General features: G+C 42.3%; 14 protein-coding genes and 1 tRNA gene. 6 read left to right on the forward strand and 9 right to left on the reverse strand.

What is annotated here, in order from left to right:
* Window positions 1-5 precede the first annotated feature (5 nt).
* The 4 genes from Q0993_RS14915 to Q0993_RS14930 all read right to left on the reverse strand — a co-directional run bounded on the left by Q0993_RS14915 (window position 6) and on the right by Q0993_RS14930 (window position 7,470).
* Window positions 6-941 (reverse strand): RraA family protein, encoded by a 936-nt coding sequence (locus Q0993_RS14915; RefSeq protein ID WP_299534427.1) that lies wholly within the window; start codon window positions 939-941, stop codon window positions 6-8.
* 170 nt (window positions 942-1,111) lie between these two features.
* Entirely contained in the window at window positions 1,112-2,632 is a 1,521-nt protein-coding gene (locus Q0993_RS14920) for a SusD/RagB family nutrient-binding outer membrane lipoprotein (RefSeq protein ID WP_299534429.1), read from the reverse strand.
* Window positions 2,633-2,643: 11 nt separating this feature from the next.
* The gene (locus Q0993_RS14925; protein ID WP_299534431.1) at window positions 2,644-6,138 is read right to left on the reverse strand and encodes a SusC/RagA family TonB-linked outer membrane protein; all 3,495 of its coding nucleotides are present in this window, start codon (window positions 6,136-6,138) and stop codon (window positions 2,644-2,646) included.
* A gap of 135 nt (window positions 6,139-6,273) precedes the next feature.
* Window positions 6,274-7,470: a FecR domain-containing protein gene (locus Q0993_RS14930; protein WP_299534433.1), complete on the reverse strand. Its 1,197-nt coding sequence runs from the start codon at window positions 7,468-7,470 to the stop codon at window positions 6,274-6,276.
* 33 nt (window positions 7,471-7,503) lie between these two features.
* On the opposite strand from Q0993_RS14930, the gene Q0993_RS14935 reads away from it, so the two are divergent.
* Window positions 7,504-8,133: an RNA polymerase sigma factor gene (locus Q0993_RS14935; RefSeq protein ID WP_299534435.1), complete on the forward strand. Its 630-nt coding sequence runs from the start codon at window positions 7,504-7,506 to the stop codon at window positions 8,131-8,133.
* 200 nt (window positions 8,134-8,333) lie between these two features.
* Window positions 8,334-9,899 (forward strand): M28 family peptidase, encoded by a 1,566-nt coding sequence (locus tag Q0993_RS14940; RefSeq protein WP_299534438.1) that lies wholly within the window; start codon window positions 8,334-8,336, stop codon window positions 9,897-9,899.
* A gap of 43 nt (window positions 9,900-9,942) precedes the next feature.
* On the opposite strand, the gene Q0993_RS14945 is transcribed toward Q0993_RS14940, so the two are convergent.
* Window positions 9,943-10,018, reverse strand: a tRNA-His gene (locus tag Q0993_RS14945).
* A 287-nt stretch (window positions 10,019-10,305) separates the two neighbouring features.
* Here Q0993_RS14945 and Q0993_RS14950 point away from each other — a divergent pair.
* Complete coding sequence (locus Q0993_RS14950) at window positions 10,306-12,330, forward strand: tetratricopeptide repeat-containing sensor histidine kinase (RefSeq protein ID WP_299534441.1); 2,025 nt, start codon at window positions 10,306-10,308, stop codon at window positions 12,328-12,330.
* Here the strand turns inward: Q0993_RS14950 and bshB1 are convergent.
* The 4 genes from bshB1 to ccsA form a co-directional block, all read right to left on the reverse strand.
* Complete coding sequence (bshB1, locus tag Q0993_RS14955) at window positions 12,327-13,049, reverse strand: bacillithiol biosynthesis deacetylase BshB1 (protein ID WP_299534443.1); 723 nt, start codon at window positions 13,047-13,049, stop codon at window positions 12,327-12,329. The genes Q0993_RS14950 and bshB1 overlap by 4 nt on opposite strands.
* A 53-nt stretch (window positions 13,050-13,102) precedes the next feature.
* Complete coding sequence (locus Q0993_RS14960) at window positions 13,103-14,278, reverse strand: PLP-dependent aspartate aminotransferase family protein (RefSeq protein ID WP_299534446.1); 1,176 nt, start codon at window positions 14,276-14,278, stop codon at window positions 13,103-13,105.
* A gap of 40 nt (window positions 14,279-14,318) precedes the next feature.
* On the reverse strand, window positions 14,319-15,728 hold the full coding sequence (locus Q0993_RS14965) for an MATE family efflux transporter (RefSeq protein ID WP_299534448.1): 1,410 nt from the start codon (window positions 15,726-15,728) through the stop codon (window positions 14,319-14,321).
* A gap of 257 nt (window positions 15,729-15,985) precedes the next feature.
* Window positions 15,986-19,165 carry a cytochrome c biogenesis protein CcsA gene (ccsA, locus tag Q0993_RS14970; RefSeq protein WP_299534451.1) on the reverse strand — a complete coding sequence of 1,060 codons (3,180 nt, stop codon included), beginning with the start codon at window positions 19,163-19,165 and terminating at the stop codon, window positions 15,986-15,988.
* 140 nt (window positions 19,166-19,305) lie between these two features.
* On the opposite strand from ccsA, the gene Q0993_RS14975 reads away from it, so the two are divergent.
* From Q0993_RS14975 to Q0993_RS14985, 3 genes are read left to right on the forward strand one after another with little or no spacing between them, the layout of a single operon-like run.
* The gene (locus Q0993_RS14975; RefSeq protein WP_299534453.1) at window positions 19,306-20,070 is read left to right on the forward strand and encodes a Rossmann-like and DUF2520 domain-containing protein; all 765 of its coding nucleotides are present in this window, start codon (window positions 19,306-19,308) and stop codon (window positions 20,068-20,070) included.
* Window positions 20,054-20,581, forward strand: a complete 528-nt coding sequence (locus Q0993_RS14980; protein ID WP_299534454.1) for an HAD family hydrolase — start codon at window positions 20,054-20,056, stop codon at window positions 20,579-20,581. Before Q0993_RS14975 ends, Q0993_RS14980 begins: the two co-directional genes overlap by 17 nt.
* A gap of 5 nt (window positions 20,582-20,586) precedes the next feature.
* A complete protein-coding gene (locus Q0993_RS14985; RefSeq protein WP_299534456.1) occupies window positions 20,587-21,174 on the forward strand; it encodes a Maf-like protein in 588 nt (195 codons plus the stop codon).
* Window positions 21,175-21,179 lie beyond the last annotated feature (5 nt).

A 21,179-nucleotide genomic window follows, 5' to 3' on the forward strand; every position in this document is an offset into this window, starting at 1 on the left:
AAAGTTTAGCGTTGTGAATTCATGTAATTGTCCAATTCCTTTCGGGTCATGGGAAGCTTGCTATCAGGATACGCCTTGAGCCACTTTTTAAAATCAGCCTTGATAGCATCGGTCCATTTGGTATCTATTTGACCAGGGGTATATGTTTTTTCCCGTAGACGTTGAAAGCCAAATTGATCGCGCAAACTGACCACTTCGGATGCCAATACCAAATTCGCCACCAAATGCGAGGGAATAAAAATCGTACCATATCTATTGGCAAGTACAACATCCCCGGGCAATACGATGGCCCTGCCAATTCGTATGGGGGCATTAATAGAAGTCAACATTTGTTCTTTGATAAAAGAAGGGTCATCACCACGGGTCCAGCCATTGAACCCTTCAATATCGCGAAGTCCCTTTAGGTCCCTCACTCCACCATCAAAGATTACCCCATTCTGGGAATTGGCATAGATGGCATTTCCCAAATTAGATCCTATTAAGGTACCATCTATAACACGTCCATACCCGTCTGCGACATAAACATCACCAGCTTGCAAAATCTCGATGGGCCAAGAATTGCTACCGCCGATCGTATCGCGGTTTTCTTTGGCCCCCTTAATTTTTATCAATTGTTTGAAGTCGGGACGTAAAGGCATATATTGGGCCGTAACCACCCGACCTGTCATGATGCTATCCGGATGGATAATCTGCCAGTTGCCTTCATATTGGTTGTGATAACCATGGCCTCTTAAATAGCCCCAGGCCTCTTCCATTTGAATTCCTTTCAATCGCTTCAATAGGGCATCCGAGACCTTGGGTCTTCCATCATCAAAACGTTCGCCAGTCCAACTGGAAGTCAACTCTTTAATGTATTCAGGTGTGGATGCTACCCCTTGTGGGCGCACAAGTGCGAAGGAACAAAGAAGTAGCAGGGTAAAAACAAGATTTTTGTTTGTCATGATTTCTGTGTGTATTTAAGTTGGAGAGGTACCTAAGGTACCCCTCGAAAATAAGCTAAAAATATGATATTAAATGAAAAAAGTTGAACTCCCCCAAACTTCTGGTTTGGAGGAGTCAACGACAACCAAACTAACTCTAACAACTAGTATTTTAATTTATAATTCCCATTCTATTGATCCCACCAAACCTGGGTGTCCAAATTATCCGGTCCCATACGGGCTACGGCCTCTGCCAAATTATCCCCGTTTACCGCTATTTCGTCATTGGGATAGGTATGCCTATTTATAAAATCACCTGAAATGTCCTGTGCCGGAAAGGGATTTGGCGTTAAAACAGGAAAACCTGATCTCCGGAAGTTGGCAAAAGCCTCTGGTCCATTTAAAAAGGAAGCCACCCAATACTGTGTATTGATTTGTTCCAAAGCATTACCGGCATCAAATGGGTTTGCCACTAAATAGGCGTCGATATCCGAAGTAGGGATTTCCATACCGGCATCATGAAGTGCCATTTGATCCATATGGGCCCGTACACCAGCCTCATAAAAATCGGCTGCGGCACCACTAACCCAACCTCTAGTAGCCGCCTCAGCAAGCAATAGCTGCGTTTGGCCATAGGTGATAATAAACATGGGACCATTTATTTTTGCAATTCGGGTCCGGTCTGCCTGACTGTAATCATAAAAGCTTGCCAAACCATCGGCCTCGGCTTGCGGTACAATGGAACCGTTATCAAAGCCCATAGGCATCCCTATTTGAACTGCAGGGTCATTGGAGGCAATATCCGATACCTGCTCGGGACCGGATGCAGCGCCTACATAGCGCACCGCAATGGAGGCTAATCTAGGGTCGGACGTATCGGAAAGGTAATCCACAAAGGAGTCTACCAAATAGAAATTGTTCGCCTCACTGCCATTAAGGGTGTTACCCGCTGAATTAACATAATTAAAATCGTGCCGAATAACATAATTATCATCGTTGGATTCCATAAGTCCCCCGGCAACAGCGGCGGTAACCGTTTGTTGTGCCAATGCAGGATCTACTTCGGTAAGTCGCATTCCCAATCTCAACAATAAAGTGTAACCCATCTTTTTCCATTGGGCAATATCCCCACCATACAATACTTCTCCTGGGTAAGTGTCACCCGAAGGGTTTAAGGCCGCGGCAGATGTGCTCACTACATTGATCAAATCTTGGTAAATTGCTTCTTGGGCATCATATCTGGGAAATACGATTTGTTCGGAAATCCCTACACCTGCCTCAAAATATGGAATGTCCCCGTAGGTATCCGTCAAGAGTGCAAAGGCATGCGCTTGGATAAGGGTGGTCATGTGTAACAAATTGCTTTTATCCGGTTGATCGGCCAATTGCGCCAAAATATCGCCCGTATGCTTGATTACATTTTGATAATAAATGTTCCAGTGCTGCTGCGTGGAATTCCTGTTATCCTGATTGTAATTACCACCCGTGAGCACCCCGGAATTAGGTGAAACCATCTGTTGTACAATGGCCATGTCATAAATCAATTGGCCATTGGAGAAGGAGGTTCCTATGATAGCATTGTTCAACAAAAAAACTTCATCTACGCTTGTGGGATCCACGAGATTGGTGTTCAGTTCGTCCAAATCCTCCTCACAGGAAAGTGTAACGCAGAGTAGCATTAAAACATATATGTATTTATATAGATTGTCCATTATCATCATCTTTAAAATTTACAGTTCAAGTTAAATCCTATAGCCCGAGTGGTCGGTACTCCCGTAGATTCCAATCCCGATACATTATCCGAAGTAAATCCAAACGAATCGGGATCAATATTGGGTACCCACTTCTTGAGTATAAGCACATTATTGGCTACAAGACTAAGCTTGGCACTTTTAAGGAAGAATTTTTCTGGAATAAGTTTACTAAAATCATAACCCAGTGTTATCTGTCGTAGTTTCCAGTAGCCCGCATTGTACACTATCGGTTCTATGAGCTGTTGCGAACGTACTACTTCCCAATAGCGTTGTGATTCCGTGGCTACAGTATTCACCTCTCCTGCTTGGTTTACGCCTACGCCCACCACGCCGGTTTCCCTACCCGGAAGTGTCATTTTATGTAGGCCGTGCCGTGTTGCATTAAAGTTGGTACCGGAAATCATATCGTTACCTAATCTGAAGTCTATAAGAAAGGAGAAATCAAAATCCTTATACCGGAAACTATTGGTAATACCACCGATATAGTTTGGAATAGCACTTCCAAAGAACACAATATCATCAGTACGTAAGGGCCGGCCATCATCGGCAAAGACTTGTCTGCCTTGATCATCCCTTTGAAAACCAAAACCGGCCAATTGCCCAATTTCCTCTCCCACAACTTGATACAGGAAGCCATTGAATACATGTCTACCAACCAATATTCGTTCTCCCGGCTCGTCCGTAAGTAGACTAATTACCTTGGTCTTATTGTAAGCTATATTGAAGGAAGCATCCCATTGGAAATCCTCGGTTTGAACAGGTACCACATTTAACAAGGCCTCCACACCATCGTTTCTGCTCTCTCCACTATTGATAAGTTGATTTACAAAACCGGAGGAATTTGAAATTTGCGCTGTTACGATTTGGTCAAAGGTCGTCTTCCGGTAAACGGCCAAATCCAAACGCAGTCTATTATCCAAAAATCTAAGGTCTAGACCAATCTCGGTCTCCTTGACGCGCATTGGCCTAAGATCCGGATTAGGCAATATATTTCCGTCCGCCCCTGCAACAGGACTGAGGTTGCCATTGGGAGTTGGAAACAAATTGGCATCGATATTATAGAACAATTGATCGGAAAAAGGTCGTACATCCGTATCGCTGCCCACTTCGGCATAGGCTGCACGTATTTTCCCAAAAGTCAGCCAGTCCACGTTTAAATTATTGGAGAAGATATAACTCCCCGTAACGGAGGGATACAAAATGCTTCTATTATCGGGGGATAAGGTAGAGAACCAGTCATTGCGCAATGTAGCATTCAAATAATAGGTATCCTTATAGGAAAGTTCTGCCGCACCATATAACGAATTGACCCCTCTAGTAAAAAGATCATAAGTGGGATCTTTTATTCGGGCATTTTGTACCGTATATAAATCACGTATAACAAAATCCGTACCGACTACTCTGTTGATTTGGGATTTTTGTTCCATGAGGTTACCTCCCACATTAACATCCACCCCAAAATCGCCAAATTGCCTTGTTGCCGTTAGGAGAAAGTCAATGTTGGTTTCCCTAAATCTTCTGGATTCCTGGGTATACCTACCATTTACAAAACCTTCCGGAGCGGGTTGTCTGGAAGCCTGTCCCGTAGGATAGTTATTATAATCCTGATCCCGGGACCAGTAATCCTGGCCGACCCTTCCTTGCAAAGAAAGCCATGGTAGTATTTTATATCGCAAAGCAATATTACCGAAAATACGATCTCGCTCAATATTGTTAAACTGCTCGGAGAGTGTAAAATAGGGATTGGTCCTATTCCGGAAACGGGAATAGACAAATTCGTTCCCTTCTGCATTAAATTTGTTTGCGTCCAACAAATCCAACGGCATGGAGTTGGCCATATTATACAAGGCCACTGGAATGGTATTGTCCTGTTGGGCCACGTTGGGAGGATTGGTATTTTGTTCATTGGAATAGTTGACGGTGGTGGTGACGTTCAATTCATCGGACAGATCATAGCTTAGCCCTAAGTTCACAGTTCTTCGTTCAAATTCGTTATTGGGGGTTATACCCTGACTTGCCAGATTGGAAAGTGAGAGATTGAATCCACCTTTTTCATTGCCCCCGGACATAGCTATAGAATGGGTAACGTCCAAACCATCGCGGTAGAACTTCTTTATTCGATCAAATTGCGGGACATAGGGTACCTCGATGCCATCAAATAAAATCTGTGTCATCCCCGGTTGAAATCGCTCTCCAAAAGACCATTGTCCAGAAGTAGGATTTGCAGAGGTAGGCCGTACCCCGTTTTCCCCTTGACCGTATTCATATTGATAGTCCGTGAAATCTAGCGGGGTTTGATTTACAATATTGAGATTATAGGTTACTCCAATACCTTGGCCTTCGCCTCTAGTCTTGGTGGTTATCATGATTACGCCATCCTTGGCCCGCGACCCATAGAGCGCAGCGGCAGCGGCACCCTTTAAGACGGTCATACTTTCAATATCATCCGGGTTTATACTGGAAAAACCGTCTCCACCGTCAGAGGTAATGCCTCCACCACTAGTAGCACTATTTTCACCTCCTGTACTTCTTGGATTTGTTCCAAAAGAAGTGTTATCGACAGGTACGCCGTTGACTACCAATAAAGGTGTATTTGTTCCTCCAATGGAGGACTGACCCCGTAACCTCACCTTGGTAGATCCACCAGGCCCCGTACCCAGAGAGGAGACATTGACACCTGCCACTTTACCTTGCAGGGTGCTCATAAAATTGGTGGTCCTATTTACATTCAATTCTTCGCCGTCTACCTTTGAAACGGCATACCCTAATTTTCTGGCATCTTTCCGAATACCAAGGGCAGTAACCACAACCTCATCCAATTCTTCGGAATCCTCTGATAGGGAAACATTAATGGTACTGGACCCACCTACGGGAATTTCCTTTGTTGCATAGCCCAATCCGCTAAAAACCAAAACTGCATTATCCTCTAAGAGTTCAATGGTATAATTTCCGTCAAAATCGGTTGCGACCCCATTTGTCGTATTTTTTTCAACCACTGAGATTCCAGGAATCGGTGAGCCATTCGTATCCGTAACTGTCCCTGTAACCAATTGTTGCAGGGGAGGGATCGAAACCTTTATATCCACAATGTCCAATGGTTTCTTTTTGGTCAATATGATTTGGGTTTCAAAGACCTCGAACTTCGTAAAGGTTCCCTCGAACAAATCGGTTAGCACATAGGTTACAGGTTCCTCTATATAGTTGACCGTAACCTTCCGTTCATAATCCACCTGGTCATCACTGTATAATACCTTGAATTCCGTAAGCGACTCTATTTCCTTCAATACCTTTTCAACACTTACATCTTGAAGTTGCAGGGTGATTTTGGTGTCCAAGGCGTCGTACATACCTCCTTGGGCCTGAAAAAAGGAAACGACAAAAAGGTATAGGGCAAGTTTCATTTTGAGATGGAGCTTCAATGAATAGGGAGTTGCCCTCCCTATTCTCTTCATCGGGATTTTCATATCTTTGCTGTAATTTAGATGGTTAACGTAAGTTTTAAATCACTCTAAATCCAATCGGGAAATGTGCCAGCATTTTCCGATTTTCTTTTTTTGAGTTAGTTGTCAAGAGTTTTGTTTCATAGGCATTCCAATTTCTTAAGGTTCTATAATTATCTGATTGTCTTCCCTTATTTCAAAATGTAAGGGATGGCTCTTATTGAAGGCATTGAGAATCTGTGCCATGGTTTCTGTATCGAAACTAGCGGTGAAGCGCACATCGTCCAAAGCCTTGTTGTTATTTATTATCCTAACATCATAGTTCCGTTCCAATTTTTTTAAAATGTCCTTAAAAGGGATATGTTTGAAGATTATTTTACCGTCCATCCAACCTGTGTAGATATGAGTATCTACCTCCTTATAAGCTATAGATCTGTCTTCCTTTTGCCATGTGGCCATAAAACCAGGTTGTAGACTAATATGATCCTTTTCATCAAAATCCTGCCCCGTTTCAAAAAAACCGACCGACCCCTCTACCAATACGGTCTTTACCATCTCATCTTCGGGATAGGCGGAAAGGTTGAATCGGGTTCCCAAAACTTGAATGTTGAGCTCATCTACATTTATCAAAAAAGGACGTTTCTCATCTTTGGCCACATCAAAATAAGCTTCGCCTTCCAAGAACACCTGTCTATTTGTGCCCCTTATAAATTCTACTGGATATCGCAAGGTGGTACCGGCGTTGAGATGAACCTTGGTACCATCGGACAGTACTAGCATAAACCTTTTCCCATAGGGTACCTTAAGGGTATTGAATACCAACTTTTTCCCAGCCGAGGATTTATGATAAACCAGTTGGTTGCCATTCTGCAACCCAATGCGATACCCTTTTTTATCCAACACGGAAGTAGTCCCTTCGCCCGAGAGCACTTTTGTACTGCCATCTGATAGTTGCAAGGTAATCTTATCGGTAGAATCCATTTCGGGTTCTACATCTTTATTGGAAGTAGAAACCTGTTTATACACTAACCCAATTCCCAAAAACACCATGGCAACGGCAGCATACTTTAACAACCTTCCAAGTCTAAATTTTTGATAGGCGCTTTTGTCCTTTTTGATCTTCTCTAGCAAACGTTTTTTCGTCCTATCGGAATTGTACTGCCCCATGGCGTAGTTTATTGTATAGTTGATTTCTACAAAAGACCTGAAGGTCTTTAGATTGCCTTTCTTTTCCAACCATGATATCAAGGAATCCAGTTCCTCGGAAGTAATAGATTGGGTGAAGTAGTTTGTTATTATGTTCTTTATCTCCGATTTACCCATGGCGTATACTTCGTTTACGAACTCATTTTTCAAAACCCTAAATTTTTCATAAAATTTTTATACATTGTGGGAAAAATATCTCATAAAAATGTCATTTTCTTATTTATGATGGTCGATTTTGATAATAATGCAAGCTTGATACAATGTTTAAAGGATGGAAATGAAAAGGCCTATTCCTTCTTGGTTGATAAGTACCACCATAGGTTATGTGTCTATGTCAATAGTTTGGTGAACGACAAGGATCAAGCCGAGGATATCGTACAAAACGTGTTTATACGGACTTGGGAAAGACGGAAAAATCTGAACGCCGAATACACAATTAAAAGCTTCCTTTACAAATCCGCACACAATGAGTTCATCGATCAGTATAGAAAACGGAAGTCAGTTACCGCCTTGGAAAAAAAGTACATTGAGGAACTGGACAGACTCGTAACAAGGGACGAGGCTTTTTTTGAAAAACTGCTTTTTAGGGTACAACGGGAAATTCAAAACCTTCCGCCCAAATGCAAGGAAATATTCCTTATGAGCAAACAGGACGGTCTGAGCAATATTGAAATAGCGGAATATCTAAATGTCTCCAAAAAGACTATAGAGTATCACATGACCAAAGCATTTGCCATACTCAGGAAAAGGGCCAACAGCGACGTGGAACCCACTTTGTTTTTGTTATTCGGCCCACCGGTACTAAAGCGATGAGTATTTTGGTCTGAGGCTCCGATAGCGTACTTGGCGCAATGACTTTTTTTGTAATGAATTCAATCATATAGCACCGGCAGAAATCCTTTGAAGCCATGTCGCAGCATACCTTTCCTACCCTATTGGTTTTGTTGGGGTTAAACTTCTGTTCGCTATATTTTCACTATTTTTGATGGATTTTGGATATTACTCTGTAAAACATGATTAAAAATACAGTTTTTGCAATTTTAGGCCTATTCATGGCCTGTAATTCTTCACAGAAAACTATAGTGGAAAACGTACAGGATTCGACACTGGAGATCAATTCGATTTCCTTTGCGGAGACTATTACGGAAGCGGAGTTAAAGGAGCATCTCTACACCTATGCGTCCGATGAATTCGAGGGTAGGGAAACCGGAAGGCCCGGCCAGAAAAAAGCAGTGGAGTATTTAAAGACGGAGTATACAAAACTAGGCATTCCCGCTGCCAAGGGAGATGGTAGTTATTTTCAGGATGTGCCCCTGGAAATTACCCAATTGCCCACGGGGAGTGTTGTCCTTAATTCCCAGGAATACCCTATTGGTACACATATCCTAACCTTTAATGCAGCTGATGGTTCCCATGCGGAAATCGTCTATGCGGGATATGGTATTGAGGAAGAGCAATATTCCGATTATGATGGATTGGACGTTGCTGGAAAAATGGTTTTGGTGAAATCCGGCGAGCCTAAGAATAGGGACGGTTCCTATACGATTTCCGGTACCAAGGAAAAGTCTATTTGGAGTAATCTTTCGGAATCGCTGGGCAAGCGAATGAAACTGGCTTCGGACAAGGGGGCCAAAGGTATTTTGTATTATGACCCCGGGAATTTTAGCAGGTTTAAAAGCCAGTTTCGATATATGAAAAACAATGATAATGGAAGAATGGGCCTGCGATCCAATGCCGATCAAGCGTTTTTAAAATTTTTTATAAATACGGATTTTGCCAAAGTCTTATTTCCTGAAATCGAGAATGAGTCGACTTCAAAGACAATTCCCGTTCAATTGGAATTTAAGGTAAAGAGCCAAAACGAAATAATAAATTCCGAAAATGTGATCGCCATTCTCAAAGGGTCGGAAAAACCGGATGAATATGTTATCATTTCATCACATTTGGATCACATTGGAGTTGCTCCGGATGGTGATATCAACAATGGTGCGGACGATGATGGTTCCGGAACGGTAGCCATGTTAGAGATTGCTGAAGCCTTTAAAAAAGCGGCCGATGTGGGCATGGGCCCTAAACGTTCCATTGTTTTCCTGCATGTTACGGGTGAGGAAAAAGGGCTTTTAGGATCTTTGTACTATACCGATTTTGAACCTATTTTTCCCTTGAAACAGACTGTGGCCAACTTAAACATAGATATGATAGGTAGAATAGATCCCAAACGGGAAGGGAATAGAAATTACATCTATCTCATAGGTTCTGACAAATTAAGCACCGATCTTCACCAACTTTCAGAGGATGTAAACAAAAAATATACAAATCTGGAACTGGATTACACCTACAATGACGAGAACGATCCAAATCGATTTTACTACAGAAGTGATCACTATAATTTCGCCAAAAACAATATTCCCATAATCTTTTACTTCAATGGTACGCATAATGATTACCATAGGCCTAGTGATACCCCGGATAAAATCAACTACGATCTGCTAAAGAACCGATCAAGGTTGATTTTTCATACGGCATGGGAAGTGGCCAACAGAGATCAAAAGGTAATCGTGGACAAGGTCAGTAAATAAAAAGTCCCATCTCAGAGAGGCAGGACTTTTTGAACTAAAAATCGGGTGGAAGACCGGGTTCGAACCGGCGACCTCTGGAACCACAATCCAGCGCTCTAACCAGCTGAGCTACAACCACCATTTACAAAGCGGTTGCAAAGGTAATTTTTTTTGATCGATCTTTCAAAATCTGACTGGGCTATTTTAAGGTTTAATCACCTTTCGGAATGGCTCATTTCTAGGAATAATCGATGAAATACCCATTTGCACCGACAAACACACAAAAAATGCCGTTTCACAACATTAATTAGACTGGCTGGCCATGAGAAATTAATTTTAAGTCGTTATAAGAGAATCCAGCATGTTACGGCTCATTGCCTACTTTCCTTTCCTATCATTTCACTGGAAATCGCACGTATTGTTGTGTATGGCCGGAATTTTCTCCATACAATGTATTCTGGCCCAACCCACTAAACGGGAACATATTGAAACTGAAATTGGCAAAATACAGGGCAAGGCAGACTTTAACCCCAAAGATACGGTATACATTAATCTGCTCAATGATCTGGCCAGAGAATTGAGGTTCTACGATCTGGACAGTCTTTTACTTCTTTCCAAGAAAGCATTTTCCCTAAGCGAATCCATAGATTATAAAAAGGGAAAAACCATTTCCATTATGGGTATGGGCTATTATTACTCTGACCGAGGAGAGCACAAAAAGGGAATATGTCGTTATGAGGATGCCTTACTATTGGCGGAAGAAATAAACAAACCGGGACTCATACTCCGATTAAAGAATAATTTGGCCGGTGAGTATGGTTATATGGGCGATTACGCCAAGGCCCTCAGCGGATATCTGGAGAGTATTCAAATTGCCAAGCGCGTGGATAACAAGCTTATGTTATCCATCCTAAATGAAAACATAGCAAATTTATATGTGTCGCAAAAGGACTATAAACAGGCCCTAGAGTTTTATGAGATCGTTAAAAAAATAAATCAAAAAATTGGCAATGAAGTGACTTCTGCGGAGACCATGAGCAACATGGCTTCTGCTTACGCCGACATGGGGAAATTGGATTATGCCATGTTTAACATAAACAGCAGCATTACTGTTTTTGAAAAACATGACATTAGGGATTGGCTTGCCTTTGCCTATGAAATAAAAGGAAAGACCTACTTGAAGCAAAAAAAATACAAGTGGGCCTTATACTGGTATAATCAAGCTGAAATGCTTCATAAAAAATTGGATGATGACCGAGGGGAAATTGACTTATTGAATGGAATGGCCGAAGCACATCTTGGTCTTAAAAATGATAGTATTTCACAATACTACGCCCTTAGGGCCTATGAAGTTTCCACAAAAATCAATTTTATGGAAGGGGCCCAAAAATGTGCTAGGACCCTATACAAAATCAATAAAAACAAGAAGGATTACGCCGTTGCTTTAAAGTATCATGAAATCTACCAAAGGTTTTCGGATACACTTTCCCGTAACGAAAACCAAAAAAGCCTTACGATGCTAAAGGCCAAGGTTGAGCATGAGAAACAAAAACTGGCCTTGGTCCGTGAAAATGAGATTGCATTGGCTACCCAGCAAAACTATGTCAATGCTGCACTTGCCATTCTTTTGATCTTTGTGGTAGTCACCTTCCTTGTACATCGAGGGGAAAAAATTCAGAAAAAACTCAACAAAGCATTGCAGGTAAAAGCGCAGGAATTGGAACAAAATGATTCCAAGCTACGGGAAATCAACGAGACCAAGGATAAACTCTTTTCAATTATTGGTCACGATCTAAGGGGCCCCATTGGGGCTTTCCAGGGGTTGTTAAAGCTTTTCAAGGAAAAGGAAATCGACCAAACCGAGTTCTTAAGTTTCATCCCAAAATTGCGCACGGATATAGATCATATCGCCTTCACCTTAAACAATCTTCTCTCTTGGGGCCAGTCCCAAATGAACGGTGCAACCACAAAACCTCGGATCATACCCCTGGAAAATATAGTTGAGGAAAATATAAATCTGCTTTCCGAAATTGCCACGAACAAATCCATTAAGATTACAAGTCAACTTACCCCGAACACCATGGTATGGTCAGATGCGAACCAAATAGACATCGTTATCCGGAACCTGATAAGCAATGCACTAAAATTCACCCCTAAAGATGGAATGATAACCATTAAGGCAACGGAAAAGAACGAACATTGGGAAATCTCGGTGCGCGACTCAGGTGTCGGAATGGATCGGGAGACCCAGAAAAAAATATTTGAGGATAACCACAACGTAACTACCTACGGCACAAACAATGAAAAAGGTACGGGTCTTGGGCTCTCCCTATGTAAGGAAATGGTGGAAAAAAATGGCGGGACCATTTGGGTGGAAAGCTACCTTAGAAAAGGGTCGACCTTCTTTTTTACGGTCCCCAAAGCCAGTAAGGAATACCAAAAAGCGGTTTAAATAAGGGCGTGTAAGTCCCTTACCGCCAAAGGCCGCTCTACCGTAAATCCTTCGGCATGTTCAACGCCTATCAATCTTCCCAAATCCCTTGCTCTATAATTGACGCTATCCAAAAAATTCTTACTGCTTATTGGCGTTTCGGGATCTTTGCTTTTTGGGTCGTGAAACTGTGAACCATAGGCCAAAATGGCCTCATTCTTTTTTTCAATGAACCCAGATACATCCACTGCAAAATCGGGTTTTAGATTTTTCCATTGGATGAAGTGATACACTTGCTTAGGCCTCCAAGGGGCTTGCCATATATCATCACCTTCCGCTTTAGTATTAATTTTTATCAACCCACTTAAGAAACAGGCATCGCTTACTAATTTGCTTCCTTTGGCATGATCGATATGACGATCGTCTATTGCGTTGCAGAGCACAATTTCCGGTTGATATTTTCGAATCATGCGGATTATGGCCAATTGATGGGCCTTGTCGTTTACAAAGAAACCGTCTGCAAATTCCATGTTTTCCCGTATCGCTACCCCTAGAATCTCCGCTGCCTTGGCGGCCTCTCTGTCACGTATTTCTGCGGACCCCCTAGTTCCAAGTTCTCCTCTGGTAAGGTCTATAATACCAACTTTCTTACCATTGGCAATCTCTTTTGCGATAGTGGCTCCGGCACCTAATTCAGCATCATCTGGATGGGCCCCGAACACGAGTATGTCTAATTTCATTTTTATAGTTTAGTTAAAAAACAAGCCTATTGCTGCCTTAATTGTCCCTTTCATTATTGCAACTGGCCTTTATGTACTTTTTTCACCTTTTTCAGGGCCTCCTCTATATCCGCTATTAAATCCTCCGTCTCCTCTATGCCAACCGAAAATCGTATGAGGGCGTTGGAGATTCCTTGTCTTTTTCGCTCTTCGGCACCTAAAAGGGCATGCGACGTAAGCGCCGGTGACAAGACCGTACTTTCCACTCCCGCCAAGCTCATGGAAGATTTGATCAAACCCAATGCTTTTTGAAATTGCCGGGCATCCAAACTTTCATTGAGCTCAAAGGAAAGCATCCCTCCAAAGCCTTTCATTTGGGATTTTGCAATAGTATGATCTGGATGGTCCGGTAAGCCTGGGTAATAGACTTTCTGGATATCACCATGTGAGGCAAGGAACTCGGCCATCCGCCGTGCATTTTCGTTCTGTGCCTTCACCCGGATACCCATGGTTTTTATACTTCGTTCCAACAACCAGACGGTATAGTCGCTCAAACTTCCACCCAAATTCTTGGCCAAACCAAAGATAGGGGCAATGTTTTCCTGGGTAGATGCCACAACACCGGCACAAATATCGGAATGCCCGCCCATGTACTTGGTAGCACTATGGATAACGATATCAATTCCAAAATCAATCGGATTTTGATTTACGGGACTCGCAAAGGTATTGTCTATCATTGAAATGAGACCGTACTTTTTTGCAATTCCGGCTATCCTTGATAAATCCGTAATGGTCAGCAGTGGATTGGAAGGGGTTTCGACATAAATTACCCTAGTGTTTTCCTTAACTAGGTCTTCAAAGTCTTCCGGTCGCCATCCTTGGGTAAATGAATATTCAATACCGAATTTATTAAATTCCTCGACAATGAGGTGGTAGGTACCCCCATACAAAGTTTGTTGGAGTACAACATGATCGCCAGATTTCAAAAAGGCCAACATGGTAGTGCTTATAGCGGCCATTCCACTGCCAAAAATCAAAGCTGCTTCGGTATGCTCCAAAGCAGCTATTTTTTTGCCTAGCGCTTCCTGGTTGGGCGTATTGAAATACCGGGGATATCGTTTTACATCCACATCGTCAAAAGCGTAGGACGTGCTCATATACAACGGGGCGATGGCACCTTTGAATTCATTGTCCCTTAGTTCGCCCGCGTGGGTACAAATAGTATTGAGTCCATTTTTCTTCTTGTCCATTTCCAATTGCATTGAAAGTAATCAAAGTTAAGAAAACGGTTCAAACCTCTACCCGCTTCCAATTGCCTTTTTTAAACCAAACAATTGCTATTATGGCGAGCAAAACCTCGGCGGTGGTAATGGCAATAAAAACGCCAGTGGCACCCAGATTAAACGTAAAGGCGCCTAAATAGGCCACGGGTAATTGAAACAGCCAAAAAGACATGAAATTGATCTTTGTAGGCGTGCCGGTATCCCCGGCACCGTTAAAGGCCTGGGTAATAACCATACCATAGGCGTAAAAAATATACCCTGCCGCAATTATTTGCAAACACAAGCCTCCATTCTCAACCACTACGGGATTATCATTGAACCAACCTACAATGGTCTTTGCAAAAAGCAAATAGATAATGGAAACAAGAGCCATAAAATAGGCATTGTACTTTCCAGTTTTCCATACGGAAGTTTCTGCACGATCAGGTTGTTTTGCCCCAAGGTTTTGACCTACCAAAGTTGCTGCCGCATTGCTCATCCCCCAAGAGGGCATCAAGGTAAACAGCATTACACGAATCGCGATGGTGTATCCGGCCAATACCTCACTTCCAAATTCGGAAATAATCCGCATTAAGAATACCCAGCTTGAAGTTCCTATCAGAAATTGGGCAATACCTCCCAAAGACACTTTTACAAGGTTGAACATCACCTTGAGATTCAGTACAATATCCTTGGCTACAAGCTTTATACGGCCCCAGCCAAAAAATAGTATCCCCAATTGGAATAAAACCGCTGTTCCTCTACCAATATTGGTAGCTATGGCAGCCCCCATGACCCCGAATTCCGGAATAGGCCCCAATCCAAAGATAAATATAGGATCAAGGATAATATTCAAGCCGTTGGACAAAACCAGTGTCCACATGGCGATAGAAGCATCACCGGCTCCCCTAAAAATAGCATTGATCAAGAACAGCAACAAAATAGTGATATTGCCGCCAATGAGCCATTTGGTATATCCATATCCCTCATCGATAAGGTCCTGTTCGGCCCCCATTAGCGCCAAAATTTCCCGGGCGTACAGGAATCCTATTATACCTACTAAAACAGCTACCAAAATACCTAACAAGATTGCCTGTACTGCCGATTGCCTTGCACCCTGAATGTCCTGTTCGCCTATTCTCCTAGCCACCACCGCCGTCGCCGCCATACTAAGACCAATGGCTACTGCATATACCAAAGTGATAACCGATTCAGTGAGACCAATCGTTGCCACGGCGTTTACACTGACTTGCGAAACGTAGGCAATATCCACGATGGCAAAAATGGATTCCATCATCATCTCCAGTATCATGGGGATGGAAAGCATAAATATGGCCTTTCGAATACTTCCTGTAGTAAATTCAGTCTCCTTGCCGGTTACTGCAGTTATAAAATATTGAAAAAGCTTTTTTAAAGTAAGTGTATTATTGTGTGTCATTATGTAAAGAAATTATGTTGAAAGAAGAATGAAGATGTCCAGCAAATCGAATGGAAAATCGATTACTTTTTTGGCCTAAACCCTATGACATCTATGGTGTACATAATTTCTATAACTTCATAATGGCGCAAATATCGTAATTTTTATTATTTGGCCTATAAAAAAATGAAAAAAAAGTGATTGGGTTTTCAGGCCTTGGCTCTATAAATAAAATCTAGTAAACCTATTATTTTATTCAAGCCCAAGGGTAAATACAATTATTTGACATAATTCACCCTATAGCGCCAATAGCTGATACTTCCTAAAATCAGAGCCCCTAATACCATGTGCCAAACGTAATCCGGGGTTATGGCGGCAGCCCCACTTTGCCCATAACTGTGCAGACCGACCAGATAATAATTTACCCCAAAATAGGTCATCATAATACTTCCAATGGCAACTAAGCTCAGAAAGTTAAATAGCCAACGGTTACGTAAGAAGGGTACCAGGCGCGTATGGATTACGAAGGCATAAATCATAATGGATATCAATGCCCAAGTTTCTTTGGGATCCCAACCCCAATAGCGCCCCCAACTTTCATTGGCCCATTGACCGCCAAGGAAGTTGCCTATGGTAAGCATAACCAATCCTACGGTGAGGGCCAATTCATTGATAATGGTCAATTCCTTTAAATTGATTTCCATCCGCTCCTTATTCTTTTTGGTAGTGAGTATTATCAGCAGCAAACTCACTAGACCCAGTATCCCCCCCACAATCAAGGGTCCATAGCTTGCCACAATAACCGCTACGTGAATCATTAACCAATAACTATCCAGTACGGGCACCAAATTTCCTATCGCCGGGTCCACCCAATTCCAACTGGCAATCAACAACAACATACCTCCCACAAAAGTGGAGGCCGCTATGGTCATTTCACTTTTTCTTCCAAACGCCAATCCGATGGCAATGGTAGCCCAGGACACATACAGAATACTTTCATAGGCATTGCTCCAAGGGGCATGGCCAGAGATATACCACCGTAATATCAATCCTGCGGTATGCCAAAGGAACAAAAGGATAATAGTTCCTTTTAAGAAATACGCACCCGCTTTCCAAATTTCCCTTTCCTTGAAAATCTTAAAAATCAGAACCAAGAACAGGAACAACCCAACCATTAAATACAGCCACCACAAACGACCGAAAATGTGCAGACTGTTATAGATTATTTCAACGTCAATTTTTTGTTCCGAAGGCAGCACTTCACTTCCGTGATTCAATTGATTTTGTTTGAAGGCGGCCAAAAGCTTGTCCGCCTCGGTATAATCCCCTGTCTGTTTGGCCCTTTGTAGGGTGCCCAAATAATATGGAAGTGCATTCTGGATGAAATTGGCATAGAGCGAATCGGCCACCTGGAATTGTCCACTGCGATATTCAACAGCAGAAATCCATTTGTTATTTTCATCATTTAACAGTGGGAAAATTTTGATAATCTGTCCACTTAATGCTTGATTCAGCAAACTCACCCGAATATGGGCATCCTTAAAATCCTGTTCAAATTTATTGGGAATATTGGTAGCAGTGGCATCTCTTAAAACGGGTTCCAATTTGTAATTTCCATTGCCATCAAAAAAGTCGGTGGCCTTTACATATTTTTGTTTCTCCGAAACTCCGATGACATTCCTGATACTATCATTTTTTACATCCTTGGAAAGACGTATGAATTCCGTGTTGTACCAAGCCACCGGACTTAACATCATGGACAAAAACACTTGATCGGCATTCATGTTCCCGTAGGAATCCTTTCCGCTCAACTTGCGCAACAGTTCCGATGAGAAGGTATTGATAGGTTTCATCCTTCCTCCCTCGTCCTGAATAACCAATTTTCCGAACTTTTTGGCATGTTCCTTGGATACCATAGTCGCCTCCAAAACAGAATCTATGCGCTTTTGATCAGGTCCAACGCTGTGGTCATGCCCATCTTTTGTCGAGTTTTCCTGTCCCTGTAAGGATATGGAGAATCCCAGCAATAGGATAACGGTCATTGCCGCTTTCTTTAACCTTAACTTTTCCAGGGATTGGGCCAAGTCCTTGAATCGGGTCTTGCCAAAAAACATAATTGCCAATAAGCCCATATATAACAGAAAGTACCCAATATAAGTAATCCAGGTACCCCAAAGGTCATGGTTTACGGATAATATGGTTCCTTTTTCATCCGGATGGAAACTAGATTGGAAAAATCGATATCCCTTATGATCCAATACATGGTTCATAAAGATATCATAGTCGAACGGTCGTTCGTCCTTGACAGTAATCTTACTCATGAATGAGGCATATCCTTTTTCGGTACCCGGATATTTCTCGGCAATAAAATCATTCAATTGTATACTAAATGGAAGCTCGTGTACCTTGGAGCCATAACCTAGCATAAAATCGAGTCCTCCCACATTGAATTTCTCCGTAAAATTCGAAGTGCCCTTACCTCCCAATAATTTCTTTTCCACAGTTTCTCCCCCTGAAGAAACCTCAACCACCAAGGCGTCCAAGGTAGCTTCCGTGATTTGGGATTCCGGAACTTTTACTATGCCATAGGAACCCTTGACCACAGGTTCCGGAATTACGAATTGCATACCGGCCGTATTGTAGAGCGAGCGCAATTGCAGGTCTTGTAAACTATCCTTTAAAATTACTCCCTGTAATTGATCGGCCATCCTTAGAAAATTGCCTTCAAATGGAGAACGAATTTGATAGGTGTTTTCCGTAGTGAAAATGTTTATGGCGCCCTCGGTCTCTTTATTCAAGGCGAACAGTACATTGTGGATATTGGACACTTTACCACTCTCCAAATAGTGTTCGTGTCGTTGCCCATCGCCGGCCTCCACAATCTTTAAATACTCCTTGCCACTTTCATCCGCTATTAATCCTTCCTTGGCACCCTCGATGAAATCCACATAGGAAATGGTAAAAGGCTGTCCATTAAAATCCAACTTCCAAGGAAGGTTGGATTTTAGGGCCTCGGCGGTGACTATCAAATCATCCTCAAGTACCTTTCGCTTAGGTTCTCCATTAATTTCACCATCCACGTATGCCTTAAGATAAGTTTTGTCCGAATAAAAGATATTCTCGGAACTCCCTTCTCGAATGGGCATCATACCTTCATAACTGATATAACGTGTAACAAAGGCTCCAAGGATAATGAGAATCCAGGAAAGGTGAAGTACGAGCACAGGCCACTTTTTCCATCGTAACAACTTGTATCGAAATATGTTACCAACGAAATTAATAACAAAGAAGACCATAATGACTTCAAACCACCAGGCGTTGTAAATCCATATTCTTGCGGTCTCAGTGCTGTACCGACTTTCGATGAAGGTACCGAAAGCCATTGCCGTTGCAAAAACAAGGAATAGAACGGCCATAAGACGTGTAGAAAAGAAAATTTCCTTTAGCAATTTTGTCATTTGACCGAGTAATTTACATTTTAAGAAGGCAAAAATACGGCCTTTTTATGATTTTAAAGAGGCAACACCGAATTAAAAACTTAAACAAAACTGTTAAAGGTAAATGAATTAAAGGTGCAATAATATCTCTACATTTGTGTATGGTTTCAATCTCCATTCTTGGTACCGGAAATGTGGCCGAACATCTATGCGAAGCTTTTATCAGCCAGAAGGAAATCAAAGTGAACCAAGTCATAGGACGCAATCCGGATTCACTGGCTAATTTTAAAAATAAGGTCGATACCGTTCTTGGTTTCAAATCGATCTCGGATTCAGATGTTTATATCATTGCGGTAAGTGACGATGCCATCTCCACGGTATCCCAGCTTCTTCAAAATAAGAAAGGGCTTATTGTTCATACGTCAGGGAACGTGCCTTTACACGTTTTACCGACAAATTTAAGAACCGGGGTCTTTTACCCCCTGCAGACCTTTACCAAAGGGCAACCACTAAATTTTAAGAGAGTTCCCGTTTGTTTGGAAGCTAAAAGAGAACCTGATCTGGAGCTATTGCATTCATTGGCCTCCCTTATTTCTAGCAGGGTTTATTTTGTCGATTCAGAGCAGCGCAAAAGGCTTCATTTAAGTGCTGTTTTTGTGAATAATTTTTCAAATCACATGTTCCATATTGCCCATGAAATCTGTAAAGACAACAACCTTTCTTTCGATATCTTGAAGCCCTTGATTCTTGAGACAACAAAAAAAATTGAAACGCTTTCACCTTATGAATCACAGACCGGACCCGCTCGTAGAAAGGATACCGGCACCATGCAAACACATATTGATCTATTAACGCAAGAAAACTACAAAGAAATATACCGATTATTGAGTCGGTCCATACAAAAGACCTATGGAAAAGAATTATAAGGAAATTTTAAAGGATATTACAACTTTTGTCTTTGATGTAGACGGAGTATTTACGGACGGTACACTTTTGGTGACCACTTCGGGTGAAATGCTAAGACGAATGAATGTGAGGGACGGATACGCCCTTAGGGCCGCCATCAACAAAGGTTACAATGTGTGTATTATAACAGCGGGTAGCAATGAAGGGGTGCGAGAGCGTCTGAAGGGCTTAGGAGTAAATCACATTTATATGGGAGCGCACTTTAAAACGGGCCCTCTGGAAGAGTACTTGACAATGCAGGGGATACATCCGGATAATGTACTGTATATGGGAGATGATTTGCCGGATATTCCCCCCTTGCAAAAGGTAGCCCTGCCTGCCTGCCCACAAAACGCCGTACAGGAAGTAAAGGCCATTTGTAGGTATGTTTCGCACAAAAATGGGGGCGATGGTTGCGTTCGCGATGTAATAGAACAGGTATTAAAAGTGAAGGGGGACTGGTATAGTCCCGTTGAAACCCAAAAGGCCTAAGCCTGATGTTGCCGGAAAAACTTAACAGGTATTCATTGATTTTGGCTTCGGGCTCTCCAAGGCGACAGCAATTTTTTAAAGAACTTGGACTGGATTTCAAATTCTCGCCAAGACCGGTCGAAGAAAATTATCCCGAACAGTTAAAGGGCCCCGAAATTTCAAACTATTTGGCCCGGTTAAAGGCATCCGCCTTTTACGGTGAGCTCAAACCCAACGAAATTCTAATAACCTCGGATACTATTGTATGGCACAATGAAAAATCCCTGGCCAAACCGGCTCATACAAACGAGGCGGTTGCTATGCTCAAAACACTTTCCGGTGATTGGCATAAGGTCATCACCTCGGTTTGTTTTACAACCGTCACAGAACAGCGAACCATAGCTGAGACAACCGAGGTCAAGTTCAAAAGGCTTACCGATGAGGAAATCCGATTTTATGTAAATACTTATGAACCTTTTGATAAGGCAGGAGGTTATGGCATACAGGATTGGATCGGTTTGATCGGCATTGAAAAAATAAAGGGATCTTATGCAAATGTAGTAGGCCTGCCTACCCATGTAGTCTACAAAACGCTGACTGATATGGTAGGTTGAAGCTT

The sequence above is a fragment of the Ulvibacterium sp. genome, assembly GCF_028285715.1.
Lineage (GTDB): Bacteria > Bacteroidota > Bacteroidia > Flavobacteriales > Flavobacteriaceae > Ulvibacterium.